At 70.3% G+C, this 24,463-nt stretch carries 22 protein-coding genes and 1 riboswitch; of the genes, 19 read left to right on the top strand and 3 right to left on the bottom strand.

Going from position 1 to position 24,463, the window contains the following annotated elements; translation table 11 throughout:
- Window positions 1–103 precede the first annotated feature (103 nt).
- From shc to ACIP79_RS34660, 8 genes are all read left to right on the top strand, one after another.
- A complete protein-coding gene (gene shc / locus ACIP79_RS34695; RefSeq protein WP_401229890.1) occupies window positions 104–2,110 on the top strand; it encodes a squalene--hopene cyclase in 2,007 nt (668 codons plus the stop codon).
- Window positions 2,107–2,748 carry a 1-hydroxy-2-methyl-2-butenyl 4-diphosphate reductase gene (locus ACIP79_RS34690; RefSeq protein ID WP_401229887.1) on the top strand — a complete coding sequence of 214 codons (642 nt, stop codon included), beginning with the start codon at window positions 2,107–2,109 and terminating at the stop codon, window positions 2,746–2,748. Before shc ends, ACIP79_RS34690 begins: the two co-directional genes overlap by 4 nt.
- 5 nt (window positions 2,749–2,753) lie before the next feature.
- Complete coding sequence (gene hpnH, locus ACIP79_RS34685; RefSeq protein WP_383687475.1) at window positions 2,754–3,776, top strand: adenosyl-hopene transferase HpnH; 1,023 nt, start codon at window positions 2,754–2,756, stop codon at window positions 3,774–3,776.
- Between the two features lie 4 nt (window positions 3,777–3,780).
- Window positions 3,781–4,938 carry a flavodoxin-dependent (E)-4-hydroxy-3-methylbut-2-enyl-diphosphate synthase gene (ispG, locus tag ACIP79_RS34680; RefSeq protein WP_401229884.1) on the top strand — a complete coding sequence of 386 codons (1,158 nt, stop codon included), beginning with the start codon at window positions 3,781–3,783 and terminating at the stop codon, window positions 4,936–4,938.
- 28 nt (window positions 4,939–4,966) lie between these two features.
- Window positions 4,967–6,862: a 1-deoxy-D-xylulose-5-phosphate synthase gene (gene dxs / locus ACIP79_RS34675; protein ID WP_401229881.1), complete on the top strand. Its 1,896-nt coding sequence runs from the start codon at window positions 4,967–4,969 to the stop codon at window positions 6,860–6,862.
- Complete coding sequence (locus ACIP79_RS34670) at window positions 6,859–8,253, top strand: aspartate aminotransferase family protein (RefSeq protein ID WP_401229878.1); 1,395 nt, start codon at window positions 6,859–6,861, stop codon at window positions 8,251–8,253. The genes dxs and ACIP79_RS34670 overlap by 4 nt, the downstream gene beginning before the upstream one ends.
- A gap of 67 nt (window positions 8,254–8,320) precedes the next feature.
- Window positions 8,321–8,965 (top strand): helix-turn-helix domain-containing protein, encoded by a 645-nt coding sequence (locus ACIP79_RS34665; RefSeq protein ID WP_401229876.1) that lies wholly within the window; start codon window positions 8,321–8,323, stop codon window positions 8,963–8,965.
- Complete coding sequence (locus ACIP79_RS34660) at window positions 8,962–9,114, top strand: DUF6126 family protein (protein ID WP_383686723.1); 153 nt, start codon at window positions 8,962–8,964, stop codon at window positions 9,112–9,114. Before ACIP79_RS34665 ends, ACIP79_RS34660 begins: the two co-directional genes overlap by 4 nt.
- Before the next feature lie 55 nt (window positions 9,115–9,169).
- On the opposite strand, the gene ACIP79_RS34655 is transcribed toward ACIP79_RS34660, so the two are convergent.
- A complete protein-coding gene (locus ACIP79_RS34655; protein ID WP_401229873.1) occupies window positions 9,170–9,967 on the bottom strand; it encodes a tyrosine-protein phosphatase in 798 nt (265 codons plus the stop codon).
- A gap of 513 nt (window positions 9,968–10,480) precedes the next feature.
- Window positions 10,481–10,656: riboswitch (cyclic di-AMP (ydaO/yuaA leader) on the top strand.
- Between the two features lie 4 nt (window positions 10,657–10,660).
- On the opposite strand from ACIP79_RS34655, the gene ACIP79_RS34650 reads away from it, so the two are divergent.
- The 3 genes from ACIP79_RS34650 (at window position 10,661) to ACIP79_RS34640 (ending at window position 13,428) form a co-directional block, all read left to right on the top strand.
- Entirely contained in the window at window positions 10,661–11,581 is a 921-nt protein-coding gene (locus tag ACIP79_RS34650) for a peptidoglycan DD-metalloendopeptidase family protein (RefSeq protein ID WP_401229871.1), read from the top strand.
- A gap of 201 nt (window positions 11,582–11,782) precedes the next feature.
- A complete protein-coding gene (locus ACIP79_RS34645; RefSeq protein WP_401229868.1) occupies window positions 11,783–12,499 on the top strand; it encodes a DUF6250 domain-containing protein in 717 nt (238 codons plus the stop codon).
- 143 nt (window positions 12,500–12,642) lie between these two features.
- Window positions 12,643–13,428 carry an SGNH/GDSL hydrolase family protein gene (locus ACIP79_RS34640; protein ID WP_401230082.1) on the top strand — a complete coding sequence of 262 codons (786 nt, stop codon included), beginning with the start codon at window positions 12,643–12,645 and terminating at the stop codon, window positions 13,426–13,428.
- A gap of 112 nt (window positions 13,429–13,540) precedes the next feature.
- Here ACIP79_RS34640 and ACIP79_RS34635 read toward each other — a convergent pair whose 3' ends face one another.
- Window positions 13,541–14,161: a TetR/AcrR family transcriptional regulator gene (locus tag ACIP79_RS34635; protein WP_383686733.1), complete on the bottom strand. Its 621-nt coding sequence runs from the start codon at window positions 14,159–14,161 to the stop codon at window positions 13,541–13,543.
- 83 nt (window positions 14,162–14,244) lie between these two features.
- Entirely contained in the window at window positions 14,245–15,423 is a 1,179-nt protein-coding gene (locus tag ACIP79_RS34630) for a Glu/Leu/Phe/Val dehydrogenase dimerization domain-containing protein (protein ID WP_401229865.1), read from the bottom strand.
- A gap of 367 nt (window positions 15,424–15,790) precedes the next feature.
- Here ACIP79_RS34630 and ACIP79_RS34625 point away from each other — a divergent pair, with 367 nt between their 5' ends.
- The 8 genes from ACIP79_RS34625 to ACIP79_RS34590 all read left to right on the top strand — a co-directional run bounded on the left by ACIP79_RS34625 (window position 15,791) and on the right by ACIP79_RS34590 (window position 24,439).
- Window positions 15,791–17,026, top strand: coding sequence for an MBL fold metallo-hydrolase (locus ACIP79_RS34625; protein WP_401229862.1), 1,236 nt, complete (start codon window positions 15,791–15,793; stop codon window positions 17,024–17,026).
- Between the two features lie 393 nt (window positions 17,027–17,419).
- Window positions 17,420–19,696, top strand: a complete 2,277-nt coding sequence (locus ACIP79_RS34620) for an ATP-binding protein (RefSeq protein ID WP_401229860.1) — start codon at window positions 17,420–17,422, stop codon at window positions 19,694–19,696.
- Window positions 19,697–19,842: 146 nt separating this feature from the next.
- Entirely contained in the window at window positions 19,843–20,277 is a 435-nt protein-coding gene (locus tag ACIP79_RS34615; RefSeq protein ID WP_383689139.1) for a roadblock/LC7 domain-containing protein, read from the top strand.
- 2 nt (window positions 20,278–20,279) lie between these two features.
- Window positions 20,280–20,651, top strand: coding sequence for a DUF742 domain-containing protein (locus ACIP79_RS34610; protein ID WP_383689142.1), 372 nt, complete (start codon window positions 20,280–20,282; stop codon window positions 20,649–20,651).
- Window positions 20,629–21,228, top strand: a complete 600-nt coding sequence (locus ACIP79_RS34605; protein WP_401229858.1) for a GTP-binding protein — start codon at window positions 20,629–20,631, stop codon at window positions 21,226–21,228. The genes ACIP79_RS34610 and ACIP79_RS34605 overlap by 23 nt, the downstream gene beginning before the upstream one ends.
- A gap of 123 nt (window positions 21,229–21,351) precedes the next feature.
- Window positions 21,352–21,969, top strand: a complete 618-nt coding sequence (locus ACIP79_RS34600; RefSeq protein ID WP_401229855.1) for a GAF domain-containing protein — start codon at window positions 21,352–21,354, stop codon at window positions 21,967–21,969.
- 228 nt (window positions 21,970–22,197) lie between these two features.
- Window positions 22,198–23,226, top strand: coding sequence for an L-threonine 3-dehydrogenase (gene tdh / locus ACIP79_RS34595; protein ID WP_401229852.1), 1,029 nt, complete (start codon window positions 22,198–22,200; stop codon window positions 23,224–23,226).
- A 19-nt stretch (window positions 23,227–23,245) separates the two neighbouring features.
- The gene (locus ACIP79_RS34590) at window positions 23,246–24,439 is read left to right on the top strand and encodes a glycine C-acetyltransferase (protein ID WP_401230079.1); all 1,194 of its coding nucleotides are present in this window, start codon (window positions 23,246–23,248) and stop codon (window positions 24,437–24,439) included.
- Window positions 24,440–24,463 lie beyond the last annotated feature (24 nt).

The following is a 24,463-nucleotide window of genomic DNA, read 5'->3' as shown; positions in this document are numbered from 1 at the left end:
GTCGAATAAACCTCGCGTAGTCGCCGGCCGGTGCCGCGGGAGAACGCGCACCGGCCGACGGCGGACCCACAGCAGAGACATGCCACTGCACGAAGGGGAAGCCATGACAGCGACGACCGACGGAAGTACCGGGGCCATGCCGCCCCACACTGCCTCGGCCCGCGAAACCGCAGAAACGACAACTCCCGGGGCGGCCGGGACAGTCGAGACCCGAGACGCCGCCACGCGCGCGATAGAGCGCGCCACCGACTTCCTGCTCTCGCGGCAGGACGCCCAGGGCTGGTGGAAGGGCGACCTCGAGACGAACGTCACGATGGACGCCGAGGACCTGCTCCTGCGCCAGTTCCTGGGCATCCGCGACGAGACGACCACCCGCGCCGCCGGGCTCTTCATCCGCGGCGAGCAACGCGACGACGGCACCTGGGCCACGTTCTACGGCGGACCGGGCGACCTCTCCACCACCATCGAGGCGTACGTCGCCCTGCGGCTGGCCGGGGACGGCCCGGACGAGCCGCACATGGCGAGGGCGTCCGCGTGGATCCGGGAACGGGGCGGTATCGCCTCGGCCCGTGTCTTCACCCGGATCTGGCTCGCCCTGTTCGGCTGGTGGAAGTGGGACGACCTGCCCGAACTCCCGCCCGAGCTGATCTACTTCCCGAAGTGGATGCCGCTCAACATCTATGACTTCGGGTGCTGGGCACGGCAGACGATCGTGCCGCTCACCATCGTCTCGGCGAAGCGACCGGTGCGGCCCGCGCCGTTCCCGCTCGACGAGCTGCACACCGACGCCGGCAATCCCAACCCGGTCAAGTCCCTTGCCTCCGTGGTGAGTTGGGACGGCGTCTTCGAGAGACTCGACAAGGTGCTGCACCAGTACCGCAAGGTGGCCCCCCGGCGGCTGCGCCGGGCCGCGGTGAACACGGCCGGGCGCTGGATCATCGAGCGGCAGGAGAACGACGGCTGCTGGGGAGGCATCCAGCCGCCCGCCGTCTACTCGGTCATCGCCCTCCATCTGCTCGGCTACGACCTCGAACACCCGGTGATGCGCGCCGGGCTGGAGTCGCTGGACCGTTTCGCCATCTGGCGGGAGGACGGGTCCCGGATGATCGAGGCCTGTCAGTCACCGGTGTGGGACACCTGCCTGGCCACGATCGCCCTCGCCGACGCGGGCGTGCCCGCCGACCATCCGCAGCTCGTGAAGGCCGCGGACTGGATGCTGGGGGAGGAGATCGTCCGGCCCGGCGACTGGTCGGTCAAGCGGCCCCAACTCCCGCCGGGTGGCTGGGCGTTCGAGTTCCACAACGACAACTACCCCGACATCGACGACACCGCGGAGGTCGTCCTCGCGCTGCGCCGGGTCAAGCACCACGATCCGCAGCGGCTGGAGAACGCCATCGGGCGCGGGGTGCGCTGGAACCTCGGCATGCAGTCCAAGAACGGCGGCTGGGGCGCCTTCGACGTCGACAACACCAGTGCCTTTCCCAACCGGCTGCCGTTCTGCGACTTCGGCGAGGTCATCGATCCGCCGTCCGCCGACGTCACCGCGCACGTCGTCGAGATGCTCGCCTTCGAAGGACTCTCGCACGATCCGCGTACCCGTCGGGGCATCGAGTGGCTGCTCGCGAACCAGGAGGCGAACGGTTCCTGGTTCGGCCGCTGGGGCGTCAACTACGTCTACGGAACAGGGTCGGTGGTGCCCGCCCTGATCGCCGCCGGACTGCCCGCCTCGCACCCCGCGATCCGCCGGGCGGTGGCCTGGCTGGAGACCGTGCAGAACGACGACGGGGGCTGGGGCGAGGACCTGCGCTCCTACCACGACATCGCCGAGTGGAGTGGCCGCGGCGCCTCGACTGCCTCCCAGACCGGGTGGGCGCTGCTCGCGCTCCTCGCGGCGGGGGAGCGCGACTCCAAGGCCGCCGAGCGTGGGGTGCGGTGGCTCGCGGAGACCCAGCTGGCGGACGGCTCCTGGGACGAGCCGTACTTCACCGGTACCGGGTTCCCGTGGGACTTCTCCATCAACTACAACCTCTACCGCCAGGTCTTCCCGCTCACCGCGCTCGGCCGGTACGTCAACGGCGAGCCGCTCACCGCGGCAGAGGGGGGCCGATGAGTACGAAGGCGGACCAGGCCCCGCTGCTCATCGCCTGCGCGCTCGGCATCGAGCACCTCGCGCTGCGCAGCGGCGACCGCGGCGGCGCCGGCGGACCCGTCACCGTGCTGCGTACGGGCATGGGACCCAGGGCCGCCGAGCGGTCGGTCACCCGGATCCTCGCGGATCCGGCACTGCACGAGGCGGCCGTCCTGGCCACGGGGTTCTGCGCGGGGCTCGCCCCGGGCATGCACCCCGGGGACGTGGTCGTCGCCGAGGAAACCCGGGACGCGCGCGGCAGCACGCCGTGCGTGGGCACCGAACTGCTGGTCAAGGAACTGGTGCGGGCCGTGCCCGGGCGCACCGTCCACACGGGGCCGCTCACTGGCTCCGATCACGTCGTCCGCGGTCACGAACGGTCGGATCTGTTCGCGACCGGCGCGATCGCGGTCGACATGGAATCGGCTTCCACGCTCCACAGCGCCGTGCGCATGGGCGCGCGCCCGGTTGCGGCCGTACGAGTGGTCGTGGACGCTCCAGAACATGAACTCGTCCGAATCGGGACGGTGCGCGGTGGAATATCAGCTTTCCGTGTTCTTCGTGCCGTCCTTCCCGCTTTTTATGAATGGCACCGTTCTTTGCTGCTCCCTCGGAGGTGAGCCAGATGGCCATGCCGCTTCGGCAGTCCATGAAGGTCGCTGCATACCTGTTTGAACAGAAGCTCAGGAAGCGGGACAAGTTCGCGCTGATCGTCGAGCTGGAACCTCTCTTCGCGTGCAATCTCGCGTGCGAGGGCTGTGGCAAGATCCAGCATCCCGCCGGGGTGCTGAAGCAGCGGATGCCCGTGGCCCAGGCCGTGGGCGCGGTGCTGGAGTCGGGTGCCCCGATGGTGTCCATCGCCGGCGGCGAGCCGCTGATGCACCCTCAGATCGACGAGATCGTCCGGCAGTTGGTGGCCAAGAAGAAGTTCGTCTTCCTCTGCACCAACGCGATGCTGTTGCGCAAGAAGATGGACAAGTTCAAGCCCTCGCCGTACTTCGCCTGGGCCGTGCACATCGACGGACTGCGTGAGCGGCACGACGCGTCCGTCGCCAAGGAGGGCGTCTTCGACGAGGCGGTCGAGGCCATCAAGGAGGCCAAGCGGCGCGGCTTCCGGGTCACCACCAACTCGACCTTCTTCAACACCGACACCCCGCAGACCATCATCGAGGTCCTCAACTACCTCAACGACGACCTGAAGGTCGACGAGATGATGCTGTCGCCCGCCTACGCCTACGAGAAGGCTCCCGACCAGGAGCACTTCCTCGGCGTGCAGCAGACGCGGGAGCTGTTCAAGAAGGCCTTCGCGGGCGGCAACCGGCGTCGCTGGCGGCTCAACCACAGCCCGCTCTTCCTGGACTTCCTGGAGGGCAAGGTCGACTTCCCCTGCACGGCCTGGGCGATCCCGAGCTACTCGCTCTTCGGCTGGCAGAAACCCTGCTATCTGATGAGCGACGGATACGTCCAGACGTACAGGCAGCTCCTGGAGGAGACCGACTGGGACTCCTACGGCCGCGGCAAGGACGACCGGTGTGCCAACTGCATGGCGCACTGCGGCTACGAGCCGACCGCCGTCCTCGCCACCCTGGGCTCCCTGAAGGAGTCCATCCGCGCCTCCCGTGAGACCTTCTCGGAAAGCCGCGTGTGACGCCATGACCGCCGTTTCCTTGGGCCTCCCCGGGGTGCCGGTCCGACCGATCGCGGAGCGCCGCCACTCGCGGCAGATCCAGGTCGGACCGGTGGCGGTCGGGGGCGGAGCGCCGGTGTCGGTGCAGTCGATGACGACGACGCGTACGTCGGACATCGGTGCCACCCTGCAGCAGATCGCGGAACTCACCGCGTCCGGCTGCCAGATCGTCCGCGTCGCCTGTCCCACACAGGACGACGCGGACGCCCTCGCGACCATCGCCAGGAAGTCCCAGATCCCGGTGATCGCGGACATCCACTTCCAGCCGAAGTACGTGTTCGCGGCCATCGACGCGGGATGTGCGGCGGTGCGGGTGAACCCGGGCAACATCAAGCAGTTCGACGACAAGGTGCGGGAGATCGCGCGGGCCGCCTCGGACGCGGGCACCCCGATCCGCATCGGGGTCAACGCCGGTTCGCTGGACCAGCGTTTGCTGAAGAAGTACGGGAAGGCGACGCCCGAGGCGCTCGTCGAGTCGGCGCTGTGGGAGGCGTCGCTCTTCGAGGAACACGGGTTCCGGGACATCAAGATCTCGGTGAAGCACAACGACCCCGTGGTCATGGTCAACGCCTACCGGCAACTGGCGGCGCAGTGCGACTACCCGCTGCATCTCGGTGTGACGGAGGCGGGGCCGGCGTTCCAGGGGACCATCAAGTCGGCTGTCGCCTTCGGGGCGTTGCTCAGCGAGGGCATCGGGGACACCATCCGGGTGTCCCTGAGCGCGCCGCCCGCCGAGGAGTGCAAGGTCGGCATGCAGATCCTGGAGTCGCTCGGACTGCGGGAGCGGCGCCTGGAGATCGTCTCGTGCCCGTCCTGCGGGCGCGCCCAGGTCGACGTGTACAAGCTGGCCGACGAGGTCACGGCCGGTCTGGAGGGGATGGAGGTCCCGTTGCGCGTCGCGGTCATGGGCTGCGTCGTCAACGGCCCCGGCGAGGCGCGGGAGGCGGACCTGGGGGTCGCCTCCGGCAACGGCAAGGGGCAGATCTTCGTCAAGGGCGAGGTCATCAAGACCGTGCCCGAGTCGAAGATCGTGGAGACCCTCATCGAAGAGGCGATGAAGATCGCCGAGCAGATGGAGAACGACGGCGTCGCTTCCGGCGAACCAGCCGTCACCGTGAGTTGATCAGCACGGACCGAGAGGGGGCCCGAGCGTGACAATTCTGGAGAGCATCCGGGGACCACGCGACCTGAAGGCGCTGTCCGAGGCAGAGATCGGTGAACTGGCCGACGAGATACGGGAGTTCCTGGTGCACGCGGTCGCGAGGACCGGCGGTCACCTCGGACCCAACCTGGGGGTGGTGGAACTCTCCATCGCGCTCCACCGTGCCTTCGAGTCGCCCGTCGACCGCATCCTGTGGGACACCGGCCATCAGAGCTACGTACACAAGCTGCTGACGGGGCGTCAGGACTTCTCCAAGCTGCGCGGCAAGGGCGGCCTGTCCGGCTACCCCTCGCGTGAGGAGTCCGAGCACGACATCATCGAGAACAGCCACGCCTCCACGGCGCTCGGCTGGGCGGACGGTCTGGCCAAGGCCCGTCAGGTGCAGGGCGAGAAGGGGCACGTCGTCGCGGTCATCGGCGACGGCGCGCTCACCGGGGGCATGGCCTGGGAGGCGCTGAACAACATCGCGGCCGCCAAGGACCAGCCGCTGATCATCGTCGTCAACGACAACGAGCGCTCGTACTCGCCGACCATCGGCGGTCTCGCCAACCACCTGGCGACCCTGCGGACGACCGACGGCTACGAGCGCGTTCTCGCCTGGGGCAAGGACGTACTGCTGCGGACGCCCGTCGTGGGGAACACCGTGTACGAGTCGCTGCACGGCGCGAAGAAGGGGTTCAAGGACGCCTTCGCGCCGCAGGGCATGTTCGAGGACCTCGGGCTCAAGTACGTCGGCCCGATCGACGGGCACGACGTGGGGGCCGTGGAGTCCGCGCTGCGGCGGGCGAAACGCTTCCACGGACCCGTGCTGATCCACTGCCTCACGGAGAAGGGGCGCGGCTACGAACCCGCGCTCGCGCACGAGGAGGACCACTTCCACACGGTCGGCGTGATGGACCCGCTCACCTGCGAGCCCCTCGCGCCCTCCAACGGGCCCTCCTGGACCTCGGTGTTCGGCGACGAGATCGTCAGGATCGGGGCGGAGCGGGAGGACGTCGTGGCGATCACGGCGGCCATGCTGCATCCCGTGGGGCTCGCCAAGTTCGCCGAGAGGTTCCCCGACCGGGTGTGGGACGTCGGCATCGCCGAGCAGCACGCCACGGTCTCCGCGGCCGGGCTCGCCACCGGCGGCCTGCACCCCGTCGTCGCCGTCTACGCCACCTTCCTCAACCGCGCCTTCGACCAGCTCCTGATGGACGTGGCGCTGCACCGCTGCGGTGTCACCTTCGTCCTCGACCGGGCCGGCGTCACGGGCGTGGACGGCGCCTCGCACAACGGCATGTGGGACATGTCCATCCTCCAGGTCGTGCCGGGGCTCAGGATCGCCGCGCCGCGCGACGCGGACCAACTGCGGGCGCAGCTGCGGGAAGCGGTCGCCGTCGACGACGCGCCGACGCTGATCCGCTTCCCGAAGGAGTCGGTGGGACCGGCGATCCCGGCGCTCGACCACGTGGGCGGAACGGACGTCCTGCACCGGGGGGAGAAACCCTCGGTGCTCCTGGTGGCCGTCGGTGTCATGGCACCGGTCTGCCTCCAGACCGCCGAACTCCTCGAAGCCCGCGGCGTCGGGTGCACCGTCGTCGACCCCCGCTGGGTCAAGCCGGTCGACCCCGCGCTGCCGGGCCTCGCCGCCGAACACCGGCTGGTCGCGATCGTCGAGGACAACAGCCGGGCGGCCGGGGTCGGCGCGGCGGTCGCGCTGGCGCTCGGGGACGCCGAAGTCGACGTGCCCGTAAGGCGGTTCGGCATTCCGGAACAGTTCCTCCCGCACGCCAAACGTGCTGAGGTGCTGGCGGACATCGGGCTCACGCCGGTCGAGATCGCCGGGCGGATCAGCGCCGGACTGGCAGTCAAGGACGAACTGTCCAAGGAGAAACAGGAATGACCATCGGAAAAGGGGAGTTCGACCTCGGCGCGCTGCTCGCCGAACGCGGGGCCGAGCGCTACGAGCTGCACACCAAGTACCTGAACCACCAGCTCCCGCGCATGCTGCACACCATCGGCTTCGACAAGGTCTACGAGCGGGCCGAGGGCGCGCACTTCTGGGACGCGGACGGCAACGACTACCTGGACATGCTCGCCGGGTTCGGGGTGATGGGCCTCGGCCGCCATCACCCCGTGGTCCGCAAGGCACTGCACGACGTCCTCGACGCCTCGCTCGCCGACCTCACCCGCTTCGACTGCCAGCCGCTGCCCGGACTCCTCGCGGAGCGGCTGCTCATCCACAGCCCGCACCTGGACCGGGTGTTCTTCGGCAACAGCGGCACGGAGGCCGTCGAGACCGCGCTGAAGTTCGCCCGGTACGCCACCGGGAAGCCGCGGATCCTGTACTGCTCGCACGCCTTCCACGGGCTGACCACCGGATCGCTCTCCGTGAACGGCGAGGACGGGTTCCGCGACGGGTTCGCGCCGCTGCTGCCCGACACGGCTCTCCCGCTCGGCGATCTCGACGCCCTGGCAAGGGAGTTGAAGAAGGGCGACGTCGCCGCGCTCATCGTCGAACCCATCCAGGGCAAGGGAGTGCACGAGACACCGCCCGGATACCTGCGCGCCGCCCAGGAGTTGCTGCACCGGCACAAGGCACTGCTCATCGTCGACGAGGTGCAGACGGGCCTCGGGCGGACCGGGGACTTCTACGCCTATCAGCACGAGGAGGGTGTGGAGCCGGACCTGGTGTGCGTGGCCAAGGCGCTGTCCGGCGGCTATGTGCCCGTCGGAGCGACCCTCGGCAAGGACTGGATCTTCAAGAAGGTCTACTCGTCGATCGACCGTGTCCTGGTGCACTCGGCGAGCTTCGGATCGAACGCGCAGGCCATGGCGGCGGGCCTCGCCGTGCTCTCGGTCATGGAGAACGAGCAGATCGTGGCCAACGCCCGTGTCACGGGAGAGCTGTTGAAATCCCGGCTCGCCGCGCTCGTGGACAAGTACGAACTGCTCAGCGACGTACGCGGCCGCGGGCTGATGATCGGCATCGAGTTCGGACGGCCCCAGTCGCTCAAGCTGCGCAGCCGCTGGGCGATGCTCCAGGCCGCGCGCAAGGGGCTGTTCGCCCAGATGGTGGTCGTGCCGCTGCTGCAACGGCACCGTATCCTCACCCAGGTCTCCGGCGATCACCTGGAGGTGATCAAACTGATCCCGCCGCTGGTGGTCGACGAAGGGGACGTCGACCGCTTCGTGGACGCCTTCACCGCCGTGATGGACGAAGCTCACGGCGGCGGCGGGCTGATGTGGGACTTCGGGAAGACACTGGTGAAGCAGGCGGTGGCGAACCGCTGAGACCTGAGGATTTTGCCTCTGAGGCAAGAAAATTGCCTCGGAGGCAAGCCTGGGGCTCAATGGAGGCATGAGTACCGCCGAGGGTTCCCACCCTTCCCCGCGCGGGGAGACCGACGGCCTGCACGTCGTCGCACCCCAGCTGCGTGAGCTGCGGCGCCGTGCCTCCCTGACCCTGGAGGCCGCGGCACGGGACGCCGGGCTCTCGCCGGCCCATCTCTCACGCCTGGAGACCGGACAGCGCCAGCCCTCGCTGCCGATGCTGCTCGCACTCGCCCGCATCTACGGTACGACGGTCTCGGAGCTGCTCGGCGAGACGGTCGCCGAGCGGGACGCCGTGGTGCGCGCCGCCGACATGGAGCCGACCGCGGCGGGCGGCTGGACCTACTGGCAGGCCGGCGGCTCCGGACGCGCGATGCAGGCTCTGCGCGTGCACGTCCCCCACGGCTCGCAGGGCGACATCGTGCGGGTCCACCCCGGTGAGGAGTGGCTCCACGTCCTGCGGGGGCGGCTGCGGCTGCGCCTCGGCGACACCGCGCACGTGCTCGCACCGGGGGACAGCGCGCACTTCGACTCGCTCACCCCGCACCGCATCGCCGCCGCCGACCGGGACGGCGCCGAGCTGCTCTTCGTACACACCCTGCTGCAGAGCCCTTCCGCCGCGCTGTGCCTGGGCCCGGCGACGGGCCACCCGAACCTGGGAGAGACGCCATGACCGAACCCACGGAACCCGGCCCGCGCCGCTCCATGGAGGACAAACTCCCGCCGGCGCTGTGGATCCGGCTGCTGATCTACGTCGCCGTGGGCCACCTCTTCGCGGGATTCGTCTACCTGCTCTTCACGCTGGGCGCGCAGAACCAGTAGGCGTCGGCCGGACCGGACGACCTGACCGGCAGGGCCGCCTGTCGAGCGGCCCGCGTCAGTCGAGGAGACGCTCGCGCAGCCGGTCGCGCAGCTCCGGGGTGATCCCGAGGGCCGTCTCCAGGTAGGCGTCGACGCCGCCCCACTTCTCCTCGATCGTCTCGAAGGCCGCGGTCAGGTACTCGGCGCGCGCGTCGAAGAGGGGGCTGAGCAGCTCCATGACCTCAGGGGAGTACGCCGAGGCGGAGGAACCGCTGCGCTGCACCCTGTAGCGGCGGTGCGCGGCGTTCGACTCCAGGTAGTCGGTGACGATGGCCTCGCGCTCGACCCCGACGGCGAGGAGCGTCACGGCTATGGAGAGGCCGGCGCGGTCCTTGCCCGCGGCGCAGTGCATCAGCGCGGGAACACTGTCCTCGGCCAGCGACCGCAGCACCTGGGAGTGCTCGGCGGTGCGGTCCCTGATGATCGCGCGGTAGGAGTTGATCATCCTGTCCGCACCCTTGCCGTCCGCGAGGAGGCCGCGCAGCTGATCGAGATCGCCGTCCCGGACCATCTTCCAGAACTCGGCGCCGTCGGCCGGGTCGGTCAGCGGGAGGTTCACGTTCCGCACGCCCGGGAGCTCGACGTCCGGGCCCTCCAGCTTCTGGTCCGAGGCGTTGCGGAAGTCGAAGATCGTGTGCAGGCCGAGTGAGCTGAGGAACACCGTGTCGTCCCCCGTGGCGTGCGCGAGGTGTCCGCTGCGGAACAGCACCCCGTACTTCACCCGGCGGCCGTCCACGGTGGGCAGGCCTCCTACGTCCCGGAAGTTGCGCACTGCGGTCAGCTCGGGCTCGGTCGACGGCACCTGCTGCGTCACGTGGGCTCCTCCCGGTCAGCCGTCGGCGCTGCTCGGCTCGCCCGCCGACGGACGTTGCGCTCCCGACGATACGACATGGGTTCGTGGGGCATGGAGTTGTCCACAGGCGTTGTTCTGGCGGGTGCGGAGCCGTTGCCCGCAGGGCGCCCGGCGGCGGCGGTGGCTGTCGCGGGCGGCGGTGGCGGTGCGAGGAAATCGATGCGGCAGATATCCACCCACGTAACATGTGACCGTTCTGTCCGTATTGGTTGCTTCATTCCAACTGGCCCTGGAATAGGGCATCCTGTGTCGACGTGCGTGAGCAGCGTCATATCCGTGACGATGTGTTGCGGCCCCGATTTGTCAACCTGCCGGAATTCCCGCGCGATTTGGCGGGTCGGAAAGGCCCTTTCTCCACGGAGGGTGACGGTGATTTCTGGATGGATCACGAATGGATCTTCCACAGAAAACCCACATGGTTGTAGGCGCGGTCTCATCTCGCTTACGTTCGCCCTCAATCCGGACGGACGCCCAATCCTGCCGCCGCCCGGAATCCGCACACTCACCCGTATGTGGCAGGAGCGGGGGACCCACAGGTATGACGCCTGTTCCGGTCTCCGGAACGGCTAGGGGTATAGCCGCGCAGCAGCGCGGCCGGGCATCTCCAGTCCGCACCCGACAGCTCACCTCGCAGGCGCCGGAGAGGAATTCGTCATGCCCGCGAAGGGTAAGCACCGCCGTCCCAAGTCCCAGCGTTTCACGCGCTCGATCGCCGTGGCCGGAACGGGTGGCGCCGCACTCGCGCTGCCGCTGATGGGAGCCACCGGAGCCCATGCGGCGACCCCGGCCTCCACCGTTTCCGCGGCAACGGGAAAGACCGCCACGGTTTCCCAGCAGACCGCCGCCACGCCCGCTTCGGCTCAGAAGACCGCGGCGAAGACGTACGCGGTTCGCGCCGGTGACTCGCTCTCGAAGATCGCCGACGACCAGAGTGTCAGCGGCGGCTGGAAGAAGCTGTACTCGGACAACCGCAAGGCCGTCGGCGAGGACCCGGCCCTGATCCATCCGGGTCTGAAGCTGACGATCGGCAAGAAGGCCGCCGCTTCGAGCGGCACGGCCAAGTCGTCCAAGTCCTCTAAGTCGACCGAGTCGTCGAAGTCGTCGGCCAAGGCGGCGACCGAGACCGCCACCACGGCCACCGACACCGCGGCTTCCAGCAGTGACTCCGGCTACACGCTGCCGGTCGAGGGCGCCACCATCGGCACCAACTACAAGGTCGCCGGCAGCATGTGGTCCAGCGGCTACCACACGGGCGTCGACTTCGTGGTCCCGACCGGCACCACCATCAAGTCCATCGCGGCCGGCACCGTCGTCTCCGCGGGCTGGGGCGGCGCGTACGGCAACCAGGTCGTCATCCAGCACGCCGACGGCCAGTACTCGCAGTACGCCCACATGTCCTCCCTCTCCGTCTCGGCCGGCCAGACCGTGACCGAGGGGCAGCAGATCGGGCTCTCCGGCGCGACCGGCAACGTGACCGGACCCCACCTGCACTTCGAGATCCGCACCACGCCGGACTACGGCTCGGACGTCGACCCGGCCGCGTACCTGCGCTCGCACGGTGTGACCGTCGGCTGACGCCGCCCCCTTCTCGCCGAAGGCCGGACCCCACGATCCCCGGGGCCCGGCCTTCGGCGTTTCTCTCAGCACATTGCGGTCTCGTGGCGCGGCCGGGGAAAGCGTCGACATGCCCGTCGAGGTGGTCGCACAGTGATCTCCGTAAGCGCTTGCCGCACCGGAGCGGACGTTCACCGGTGCCCCTCGTACGGAAGGTGTCGCATGACCACGCGCAGAGCCTTTGGAGCCCTGGCCGCCGGTGCCGCCCTCACGGCGCTCGTCCCGGCGGGGGACGCGAGTGCCGCGCCGAGGTACCGCCGCGGCGGACTGACGGCCGCGGACGACTTCCGGCACGGCCTGGGGCAGTGGGTCACCGAACTCGAGGACGGTGGCACCGTCACCGCCGCGCGCGGCGTGCTGGAGATCGACGTGCCGGGCGGCGCGACCGTCTGGTTCAGGAGGAGGCTGCGAGGGCCGTACGTCGTCGAGTACACCGCCACGCCCGTCTCCGCGGGCGGGGTCAACGACCGTGTCTCCGACCTGAACAATTTCTGGAACGCCGTCGACGTGCGCTCCCCGCACGACATCTTCGCCACCACGCGGGGCGGCGCCCTCGCGGAGTACGACCACCTCAGGACGTACTACGTCGGCTACGGCGCCAACACCAACACCACGACCAGGCTGCGCAGATACGTCGGCGAGGCGGGCGTCCGTCCCCTGGTCCTCGACTACACGGAGCCGTTGCTCACGGCGAACGAGCCGAACCGCGTCCGGATCGTCTCCGACGGCTCCACCGTCCGGTGGTTGAACAACGGGCGGCTGGTATTCGACTACAGCGACCCCGAGCCGTACACGAGTGGGCACTTCGCGTTCCGTACCACCTGGAGCCACTTCCGGATTACGGACTTCCGGGTGTGGAGGCTGTTCAACCGCCCCTAGAAGAGCCTTATTCCAGGCTTGACCCAGACTTTATGAGTGGCTTATCTCACCACACGTCAACCCTTTCCTACGGTCGCGTAGCTCACATCAGAGGTGAATCATGGCCCGATGTGGCAGACGATTCGAAGAGTGGCGACAGATCAGTGATCGGGTCGTACGTAGCGGTGGGGGACAGCTTCACCGAAGGCGTCGGCGACCCCGGGCCGGACGGGTCCTTCGTCGGTTGGGCCGACCGTTTCGCGGTCCTGCTCGCCGACCGGCGACCCGAGGGCGATTTCACCTACACCAATCTCGCCGTACGCGGAAAACTGCTCGACCAGATCGTCGAGCACCAGCTCTCGCGGGCGAAGGAGCTCGCGCCGGACATGGTCTCCTTCTGCGCGGGCGGCAACGACATCATCCGGCCGGGCGTCGACCCCGACGAGGTCGCCGAGCGCTTCGAGCGAGCGGTCGCCGACCTCACCTCCGTCGTCGGCACCGTCCTGGTGACGACCGGGTTCGACACCCGTGGCGTGCCCGTGCTGAGGCACATGCGCGGCAAGATCGCCACGTACAACGGACATCTCCGGGCCATCGCCGACCGGTACGGCTGCCCCGTCCTCGACCTGTGGTCCCTGAAGACGATTCAGGACCGCCGCGCCTGGGACGGCGACCGCCTGCACCTGTCACCCGAGGGCCACACCCGCGTGGCGCTTCGGGCCGGACAGGTCCTCGGCATCGAGGTACCGGCGGACCCGGACCAGCCGTGGCCGGCGCTCCCGCCGCGCGGCATGATGGAGGTCAGGCGCGACAACATCCACTGGGCGCGCGAGTACCTGGTCCCGTGGATCGGGCGGCGGTTGCGCGGCGAGTCCTCCGGGGACCATGTGGCGGCCAAGGGGACGCTCTCGCCCGACGACATCAAGACCTGGATCGAAGCGGTGGCCTGAGCCGGAACGGCGGTGCGTCCAGAGGTACCGGATCGGCCGGCGCGGCCTGAAGTGTCGGACCGGCGATGCGTCCCGAGGTATCGGAACGGCGGTGCGTCCAGAGGTACGCGGCTCAGCGCACCGCCGCCGTCAACGCCTCCCGGTCGAGGCCGAGTTCGCGGGCGAGGGCCTCGTCGACCCACTCGTGGGCCCGCGCCTGTGACACCGAGCCCGTGTACGCGGTCATCTGTACGGCGAGTCCGTCGAGCAGTGCCGTGAGGCGAAGGGCGGTGCCGGTGGGGTCCGCGCAGCGGAACTCGTCCGCGGCCACTCCCTCCGCGATCACCTCGATGAGCGCGGCCTTCCACTGCTTGTCGAGGTAGCGGGTGACCTCTCTGAGCGCGGGCTCGCGCAGGGACGCGGCCCAGCCCTCGATCCACAGCCGCCACCCCTTGGCCTGCCCGGTCGGCGCGTACCAGCGCAGCGCCGTCCGGAGCCGGCGCAGTGCCGAGGTGCGCCGGCCGAGCAGCTTGCGCAGATGGGCGAGGTCGTCCTCGGCGGCGTGGGCGAACGCCTCGGCGAGCAGTTTCTCCTTGGTCGAGAAGTGGTACAGCACCAGCGCGTTGCTGACCCCGAGCGCCGAGGCCACGTCGGCGATCCGCACCGCAGCCACGCCCCGCGCCTCGATCTGTTCGACGGCGGCCCGCAGCAACTCCTCGCGCCGCTCCGCCACGTTCAACCGCACTCTCGCCACGCGGCAACCCTAATCCCTCGCCGACGGCGATGGCGGTGCCGGGTCTTCGGGACGGCTCCGGAGGTACCGGCGGGCGGGCGCGGTCAGTTGTACCAGCCGAACCGCTCCGCGATCACCGGCAGCCGGTCGGCGACGATGGCGTGCGCGGCGGCCCGCGGTGTGGTCCCGTCGGCCTCCGCACGGGCCAGCATCTGGTCGATGAGGGCGCGCATGGAGCGCCGGGTGTACGCGAAGGCCTCGTCGGCGTCCGCGCCGATGTCACCGAACAGCGTCCACCACCACCAGGCGTTCGTACCGGAGTTGACCACCACGTCCGGCAGGACGGTGACTCCGCGCGCGGCGAGCAGTTCCTCGGCCTCCGCCAGTACGGGCATGTTGGCGGCCTCGACGATCCAACGGGCGCCGATCTGCCGCTGGTTGACGGTGTCGATCGCATACGACACCGCCGCGGGCACCAGCACCTCCGCCTCCGTCGACAGCCAGGCGTCGCCCGGCAGTTCACGGTCGGCCGGGCGCAGCGCCGAGCGGTCGACCGTCCCGTACGCGTCCCGTGCCGCGAGCAGGGAGTCGACGTCGAGGCCCGCCGGGTTGCCGATCGTGCCCTTGATGTCGGCGACGGCCACCACGGAGAGTCCCGCGCGGGTGAGGAAGCGTGCGGTGGCGCCGCCCATGGTGCCCAGACCCTGCACGGCGACGCGCGTTCCCGCGTACGGCATCCCGGCGCGGTCCAGCGCCGCGAGCACCGACTCCGCGACGCCGCAGCCGCCGACCAGCTCGTCGAGCCCGATCCCGTCCACCTCGACCTCGAAGGCGTCCGCCAGCCGGCGTCTAGCCGTGGCCTCGTCGTCGAGCAGCGGGTACACGGCCTGGATGGAGGAGACGAGCCCTGCCTCGACGGCCGCCCGGTCGACCAGGTCCTGGGTCAGGCCGAGGTCCTCGCCCATGGTCCAGAAGCTCTCGATGTACGGGCGCATGGCGCGCAGGTAGCGCACCAGCAGGCCGTACGCCGCCGCGTCCTGTGGGTCGCAGTCGATGCCGCCCTTGGCGCCGCCGAGCGGGATGTAGCGGCCTTCGGGGTGGTAGTGCAGGGCTTCCTTCATGGTCATGCCGCGGGCGAGCCCGGTGACCTCGTCGAGCGTGCAGCCCTCCCGCATCCGCAGTCCGCCGCTGGCGACCCCCCGTACGAGCCGGTCGACCACGAGGAAGCCCTGGTGGCCGGTGATGTGGTCGGTCCAGGTGAGCGTCATCAGGGGTGCGGTCACGGAGGTCTCCTCGGGGTGCGGCGGCAGGGGGCGTGGTCCAGCGGCGCGAGGCCCACCGCCGTGGGGTGCCGGAGTCCTCGGGTACATGGTGTCCCTGGGAGCGGCCGGACGGGTGGGGCCGGACGGTCACAGTACGCGTACTGAACCATGAGTCAGTAGTGGGCCTCGCGGCACGGAAGTGGGCCCGAGGCGACGGGATCTCCGGGAATGAGCGGGAGGGGATCTCCAGGAATGAAGGGCGTGCGCCGTGGGGTTGACGAGGGAGAGGCCGCACGGTCGCGGACATCGCACTGTGACAGGGCCGACCCCGGCACTGTCGGAGGCGGCGACCATAATGGAGGCCTGACTGACTCCACCTGGAGGTACTGTGACCGGTTTCCGTACCCTGAGCGCCGGGCTCCGCGCTCTGCGGCCCGCCGCCTTCGGCGCGGATCCCCGTGGTGAGCGACTGGAGCGCATCCGCACCTCGCCCAACTTCGCGGACGGTGTCTTCAAGAACCCGGAGGGTGCTCCACGGCCCGAGGGCGCCATGCGCGAGGTCGCGAAGGCCTTCTTCCGTAAGGAGGAACGTGTCCTGCGGGCCCCGACGGGCACGGTCCCCGTGCACTCCACGACCCTCGCCGACCTGGGCAGGCCCGCGCCGAGCGGGCTGCGGCTGACCTGGATGGGGCACTCCAGCGTTCTCGCCGAGATCGACGGACAGCGGGTGCTCTTCGACCCGGTCTGGGGCGAGCGCTGTTCCCCGTTCGACTTCGCCGGACCCAAGCGGCTGCACCCCGTCCCGCTGCCGCTGGCCGCCCTGGGACCCGTCGACGTCGTCGTCATCTCGCACGACCACTACGACCACCTCGACCTGCCCTCGATCAAGGCCCTGGCCGACACGGACACGGTGTTCGCGGTGCCGCTCGGCGTCGGTGCCCACCTGGAGCACTGGGGCGTGCCGGCGGACCGGCTGCGCGAGCTGGACTGGAACGAGACGACGAAGGTCGGCGGTGTCTCGCTGACCGCGACCCCCGCCCGTCACTTCTGCGGCCGCGGCCTGCGCAACACGCAGCACACTCTCTGGGCGTCCTGGGCGGTCGCCGGTGACGAGCACCGGATCTACCACAGCGGTGACACCGGCTATTTCGAGGGCTTCAAGGACATCGGCGCCGAGCACGGCCCGTTCGACGCCACCATGATCCAGATCGGCGCGTACAGCGAGTACTGGCCCGACATCCACATGACGCCCGAGGAGGGCATGCGCGCCCACCTGGATCTTCAGGGCGGGCGCCAGGGCCTCGACGGCGAGCGGCCTGGCGGCGTCATGATGCCGATCCACTGGGCGACGTTCAACCTGGCGACGCACCCGTGGGCGGAGCCCGGCGAGGGCACGGTCGCCGCCGCCGACGCGGTCGGCGCGCGTGTCGCGCTGCCCCGGCCCGGCGAGCCCTTCGAGCCGACGGCCGAGACCGTCCCGTCCGACCCCTGGTGGCGCGCCGTGGCCGTCCCTCCCGCGGGCGGATGGCCCGAGGCGGCCAAGGGCACGGCCGACACACCGGGTGACGTCGAGAGCGGAACCACGACGGACACCGGAAACCCCGAAACGGTCCCCGCGGGCTGAGAACCCGATCACCGGGACGCGGTTCCCGATCGACGGCGAGGGCCGAGGAGCACAGTGCTCCTCGGCCCTCGCCGTTTGTTGTCGACCGCTTCTGACCAGGTCTGATCGAATCCCGGCTCTACGGGAACACGTGTCCGCGAGCGTTATCGGTCTGTCGTGCGACGGCTCATACCAGAGCGGGACCCTGCCCGGGGGACTTTGTCAACTGCCCACCGCACCTGATGCGTTGCCGACTACTGTCAGTTGCCGTCGGGCGACGCGGGGCCGAATTCTTCGGCTCTTCTCGACCGGCACCGCGAAGACGCTCGACCCGGTCGCGCAGACCCGCGGGAGCCCCAGGGGATCTCCGACCCGTCGGCCCCCTACCCCCGACGTACCAGTACGAGGACGCCGATGTCTCACCTTCGCGCACCGGCCGCACGCGCAGACCGCCGTGAGGGCGGACGGCACGGACGGCCGGTCGCCCACACAGCGCCGTCGCTGCCCGAGACCCACCTGCGGCCCCAGCTGCTGCGCCTGGCGGTGCTGCCGCCCACCGCGGTGGCACTCAGCGCGTGCGCGGCCGTGCTGTTCACCGTCCGCTCCACCGGCGCCCGGCCCGGCCTCACCCTCTGGATCGTGCTCACCGGAGCGCTGGGCGTGGCGCTCGCGGGCATCGTCATCGCCGCCGTGGCCGCCGACCGCGCCGCCACCTCCGTACGGGACCGGATAGGCGCCCTGCGCCGCACCAGCGCGCGCACCGAGGGCGACCTGCGTGCCCTCGTCGAGGGGCTGCGCCGTGGTGAGAGCCCGCCCGCGCGCAAGGCACACCGGCAGCCGCCCGTGGACGCCGACGACTTCGAACTGCTCGCCGCCGACCTCTCCCGCGCCCACGACGGTGCCGTCACGGCCGTCGTGCAGGCCGCCCAGCTATCCAGCCACGTCGGCAGCGAGCAGAAGGTCGAGGTCTTCGTCAATCTGGCGCGGCGGCTTCAGTCCCTCGTGCACCGCGAGATCTCCATCCTCGACGAACTCGAGAACGAGATCGAGGACCCCGATCTGCTCAAGGGCCTCTTCCACATCGACCATCTCGCCACCCGAATCCGGCGGCACGCCGAGAACCTCGCCGTGCTCGGCGGCGCCGTCTCGCGCCGCCAGTGGAGCAACCCCGTCTCCATGACCGAGGTGCTGCGGTCCGCGATCGCCGAGGTCGAGCAGTACTCCCGGGTCAAACTGGTGCCCCCGATCGACGGCACCCTGCGCGGACACGCCGTCGCCGACGTCATCCATCTGCTGGCCGAACTTGTCGAGAACGCCACGGTGTTCTCCGCCCCGCACACCCAGGTCCTGCTGCGCGTCAATCTCGTGACCGCGGGACTCGCCGTCGAGGTCGAGGACCGGGGCCTCGGCATGCCGCTGGGCGAGCAGAACAAGATGAACGCCCTGCTCGCCGACCCCGATCAGGTCAATGTCGCCAGCCTGCTCCAGGACGGCCGCATCGGCTTGTTCGTGGTCTCGCAGATCGCCCGACGGCACGGCATCCACGTACGGCTTCAGACCAACATCTACGGCGGTGTCCAGGCCGTACTCGTCGTACCGCAGGCCCTGTTGGGATCGGCGCAGGGCGAAGCGGGAGACGCGGCGCGCGCGCAGCCCCACGAGTTGGGCGGCGACCGGCGTCCGCCGGCGAGACCGCAGGCGCCGTCGCCCCAGGGGAACGGTGCGGTCGCCCCCGTGCCCCGGCAGACGCAGCTGGAGCAGGCGCCGGGCACGGGGACCGCGGATCGAGGTGGTCCCGCGCCGCTGCCCCTGCGCGGTACCCGCGTGGAGCGGCCCAACCCGGCCGAGGCGGTGCCCGGCATCCGGCCCGACGACCGGCACACGGTGACGGAGAACGCGGGGCTGCCGCCCGTCGCGCGCGGTGGCGCGGTCCGCGGCACCGTGGGCAAGCCCCGACTGCCCACGCGGCGCGCCCAGGAACACATCGCACCCCAGTTGCGCGAGGCGCCCGCACCCCGTCAGGACACGGAGTTCGTCGCCGGTCACGACCCCGGCCTCATGGCGGCTTTCCAGCGGGGGATCGGGCTCGCGGAGGCGGTCAACGCCGAAACGGCACGCGCCGAGGCTCCGGTCACGGACGCGCGGATCCCGGGCGACTCCTCCTCGCTGCCCCCACTTGAGATCGTCCGGGTGGACACGTCGCACGCGCCGCAGCCGGGCGGCGCCGATGGCGGCCACAGCCAGGTGGACCCCCTCGGTGTCTCCCGCCCGGATCAACAGCGCTTGGACGCCTCGCACTTGGAGCGGCCGGACGCTGAGGGGGCGTACGCGGTCGGGTCTTACTCGGAGGGCTCTTACGCGGACGGTTCGTACGTGGAGGGCTCGTACGTGTCCGGGCCGCGCGTAACGGGGGCGCGCGAGGACGCGGTCGGCCGTGTCGGCGAAGCGGCGTCAGCGGGCGGCGCCGCCATGGACGTACGGCCGATGGAGTCGCGTCCGGCGGGCGGGCCGCCGGACGGCGGGACCCCCGCGGGCGCGGCGTACACGGCGGAAGCGCACACGGCCCACGCGCCCGCGCCGCACGAGGTGCATGGGGCGCGCGAGGTGCATGGGGCGCGCGATGCCGGGATCGCGCCCGCGCACGGACAGGACTTCACCACCCGGCACGACGGGAGCACACCGGCCGGATGACCAGCGCACCCCCCACACCCACCCCCCTCCCCACACCCACCCCCCTCCCCACACCCACCCCCCTCCACGCCCTCACCCCCCTCCACGCCCTCACCCCCACCTCCTCCGCTTCGGCAGACCTTCGTACATCAAGGAGTCGATCCACCATGGCGAGCGATGCGCCGACCGGCCATGTATCCGATCTCGACTGGCTGATGAGCGGCCTGGTACAGCGCGTACCGCACACGACCAGCGCGGTGCTGCTGTCCTGCGACGGACTCGTCAAGTCGGTCCACGGTCTGGACACGGACAGCGCCGACCACATGGCCGCGCTGGCCTCCGGCCTCTACTCCCTGGGACGCAGCGCGGGTGCCCGCTTCGGCGACGGCGGCGACGTACGCCAGGTGGTCGTAGAGCTCGACTCGACCCTGCTGTTCGTCTCCACGGCGGGCTCCGGCACCTGTCTCGCCGTACTGGCCGGGCGGGAGGCCGACGCGGCGGTGCTCGGCTACGAGATGGCGATGCTGGTCAAGAGTGTCCGGCCGTATCTGGTGACCGCACCCCGGCAGCCCGCGGCCGAACCCTCGGCGATGAGGCCTTGAGCGTGGTCGCGGCCGGCGACGGGCCCTGGCTCGACGACGCGGCCGGCCGACTGGTGCGCCCCTACACGGTGAGCAACGGCCGGACCCGGCCCACCACCGCGCTCGACCTCCTGTCACAGGTGATGGCCACCGGAGCCACCCCCCTCGGCTACCTCGGGCCCGAGCACACCATGGCCCTCGAACTGTGCCGGGCCCCCATCTCGGTCGCGGAGATCGCCGCACACCTGAAGCTGCCGGCGGCGGTCACGAAGGTGCTGCTGTCCGACCTCGTGGACTGCGGGGCGCTGACGACGAAACCTCCCGTGTTCCACCACAACCCCACTGACCAGTCTCTTCTGGAGGCAGTGCTCGATGGACTACGACGACAGCTCTGACCTGTTTCCGACCGCGCTGAAGATCCTGGTCGCGGGCGGGTTCGGGGTCGGCAAGACGACCTTCGTCGGCGCGGTGAGCGAGATCGCGCCGCTCAGCACGGAGGAGCTGCTCACCACGGTCAGTGCCGCGACCGACAGTCTCGACGGCGTCGAGAACAAGATGGAGACGACCGTCGCCATGGACTTCGGCCGTATCACCCTCGATCCGGAACACGTGCTGTATCTGTTCGGGACGCCCGGACAGGAGCGGTTCTGGTTCATGTGGGACGAGCTCTCCGAGGGGGCGCTCGGCGCGGTTATCCTCGCCGACACGCGGCGCCTGGAGGACTGCTTCGCGGCCGTCGACTTCTTCGAACAGCGCGGTCTCGGATTCATCGTCGCGGTCAACGAGTTCGACGGCTCCTACCGTTACGAGCCCGAGGAGGTGCGCGCGGCCATCGACCTCGACCCCGGGATCCCCATCGTGCGCTGCGACGCCCGGATCTCCAGCTCGGGCGTGCAGACCCTGCTGGTCCTGGTGCGGCACCTGCTCGCCCACGCGCCGGCCCACTCACCCAGTCACGGGGCCCGTACGTGAAGTCCGCCGAGCGATGGAACTCGCACATGACGTCCGCGCCGAGTCACGGAGCCCTTGCATGACGCCCGCCCCGAACGACGGAGATCTCTGTATGTCACCCGACCCAAGTGGTGGAGCCCGTATATGAGTTACGAGCCGCGGCGGCCTGCCGGGCGTCTGCTGTTGACCCCGGAGGACAAGGACGCTCCCGCCCGGGTGCGACGACTGCGCAGGCTGGGCCTGGGGGAGCACGCGGAGCCCGCCTTCGACGCCTTCGCGGACCGGCTCGCCGAGGTCGCCGCGGTGCCCTACTCGATGGTCAACTTCATCGACGAGAACCGGCAGTTCTTCGCCGGGCTGCACACCCCGGGCGGCGGTGCCCCGGCTCACGGCGGCTCGGGCGACCGGCTGATCACGGCCGCCGCGGCGGCGGACGGCTCAGGCCTGGGCGTCGGCCGGTATCTGACCCGCGACTACGGTTTCTGCCCCCATGTGGTGGTCCGGCGCAAGGCGTTGGTCCTGGAGGACGTCTGTGACTACCCGCGGTTCGCCGGGAACCCGGTCGTCGACGAGATCGGGGTCCGTTCCTATCTCGGTGCCCCGCTGATCGACCACACGGGCATCGCCCTCGGCACGGTCTGCGCCGTCGACATGGAGCCGCGCCCGTGGGGGAGAGCGGGGCTGGAGACCATCAAGTCGATGGCGGCGGAGCTGGTCGCGCAGATCGAACTGCGGGAGCGCGGACGGCTGCCGGAGGAGTGAGGCCCGGGGGCGGAGGGGTGAGGCCCGTGGTCGGAGGAGTGCGGCCCGAGGTCGGAGAAGTGAAGCCCGGGGTGGCGTGAAGCGGAGCTGTGGCCGCGCTTAAGAAATCCTCGATGGACCGGGGCGCCGTCGTACGGCAGATTTCTACGGGATCCCACCCCTCTCCCCGGTACGGGCCGGCCGTCTCGGCGTGCCCCGCTCCGGGACCTCACCCACAGGAGCCGTACCGTGAAGGCGCTGGTCAAGGAGAAGGCGGAACCCGGGCTCTGGCTCGTGGACGTTCCGGAACCGCAGGCCGGCCCCGGCGACGTACTGATCAAGGTTCTCAGGACGGGGATCTGCGGCACCGACCTGCACATCCGGTCCTGGGACGGCTGGGCGCGGCAGGCCATCCGTACGCCGCTGGTGCTCGGGCACGAGTTCGTCGGCGAGGTGGTCGGGACCGGGCGCGACGTCGCCGACATCAAGATCGGCGACCGGGTCAGCGGCGAGGGCCATCTGGTGTGCGGCAAGTGCCGCAACTGTCTGGCCGGGCGGCGCCACCTCTGCCGCGCCACGGTCGGCCTGGGCGTCGGCCGCGACGGCGCGTTCGCCGAGTACGTGGTCCTGCCCGCCGCCAACGTGTGGGTGCACCGCGTCCCCGTGGACCTGGACGTCGCCGCGATCTTCGACCCGTTCGGCAACGCCGTGCACACGGCCCTGTCCTTCCCGCTGGTCGGCGAGGACGTACTGATCACCGGCGCCGGACCCATCGGCCTGATGGCCGCCGCGGTGGCCCGGCACGCGGGCGCCCGCAACGTCGTCGTCACCGACGTCAGCGAGGAGCGCCTCGAACTCGCCCGCAAGATCGGCGCGAGCCTCGCCCACAACGTCTCCGACGCGACGATCGCCGACGGCCAGCGCGAGCTGGGACTGCGCGAGGGCTTCGACATCGGACTGGAGATGTCGGGGCGGCCCGAGGCGATGCGCGACATGATCGCCAACATGACGCACGGCGGCCGGATCGCGATGCTCGGCCTGCCCGCCGAGGAGTTCCCGGTCGACTGGTCCCGGATCGTCACCTCCATGATCACGATCAAGGGCATCTACGGCCGTGAGATGTTCGAGACCTGGTACGCGATGTCGGTCCTGCTCGAAGGCGGCCTCGACCTCTCACCCGTGATCACCGGCCGGTACGGCCACCGCGACTTCGAGGCCGCCTTCGCCGACGCGGCGAGCGGCCGCGGCGGCAAGGTCATCCTCGACTGGACCCTCTGAGGACTCAAAGGAACTGATGATGTTCGATTCCGTACGCGACGAGCTGCGCACCACCCTCGACGAAATCCGCGCCGCCGGGCTCCACAAGCCCGAGCGCGTGATCGGCACCCCGCAGTCGGCGACCGTGAGCGTCACCTCGGGCGGGCGCCCCGGCGAGGTCCTCAACTTCTGCGCCAACAACTACCTCGGCCTCGCCGACCACCCCGAGGTCGTCGCCGCCGCCCACGCGGCCCTCGACCGCTGGGGCTACGGCATGGCGTCCGTGCGCTTCATCTGCGGTACGCAGGAGGTGCACAAGGAGCTGGAGGCGCGGCTGTCGGCGTTCCTCGGCCAGGAGGACACCATCCTCTACTCCTCCTGCTTCGACGCCAACGGCGGAGTCTTCGAGACCCTGCTCGGCGCCGAGGACGCGGTCATCTCCGACGCCCTCAACCACGCCTCGATCATCGACGGCATCCGGCTCTCCAAGGCCCGCCGCTTCCGGTACGCCAACCGTGATCTCGCCGACCTGGAGCGGCAGTTGAAGGAGGCGGCGGGTGCCCGGCGCCGGCTCATCGTCACCGACGGCGTCTTCTCCATGGACGGGTACGTGGCCCCCCTGCGGGAGATCTGCGACCTCGCCGACCGCTACGACGCCATGGTCATGGTCGACGACTCGCACGCCGTCGGCTTCGTCGGCCCCGGCGGACGCGGCACGCCCGAACTCCACGGCGTCATGGACCGCGTCGACATCATCACCGGCACCCTCGGCAAGGCGCTCGGCGGGGCGTCCGGCGGTTACGTCGCCGCCCGCGCCGAGATCGTCGCCCTGCTGCGCCAGCGTTCGCGTCCGTACCTCTTCTCGAACACGCTCGCCCCGGTGATCGCCGCGGCGTCCCTCAAGGTGCTCGACCTGCTGGAGTCGGCGGACGACCTGCGGGTCCGGCTCGCCGAGAACACCGCGCTGTTCCGTCGCCGGATGGCCGAGGAGGGCTTCGACATCCTCCCCGGCGACCACGCGATCGCCCCCGTCATGATCGGCGACGCGACCGTAGCCGGACGCCTCGCGGAGCGCCTCCTGGAACACGGCGTGTACGTGATCGCCTTCTCGTACCCGGTGGTCCCGCAGGGACAGGCGCGGATCCGGGTCCAGCTGTCCGCCGGGCACTCGACCGAGGACGTGAACCGGGCGGTGGACGCGTTCGTCGCTGCTCGGGGGGAGCTGGACGCCTGAGCGGGGCCCGTCCGGTGCGCCCGG

The sequence above is a fragment of the Streptomyces sp. NPDC088747 genome (assembly GCF_044751025.1).
Taxonomy (GTDB): Bacteria; Actinomycetota; Actinomycetes; order Streptomycetales; family Streptomycetaceae; genus Streptomyces.
This window is presented reverse-complemented; position numbering and strand designations above follow the sequence as displayed.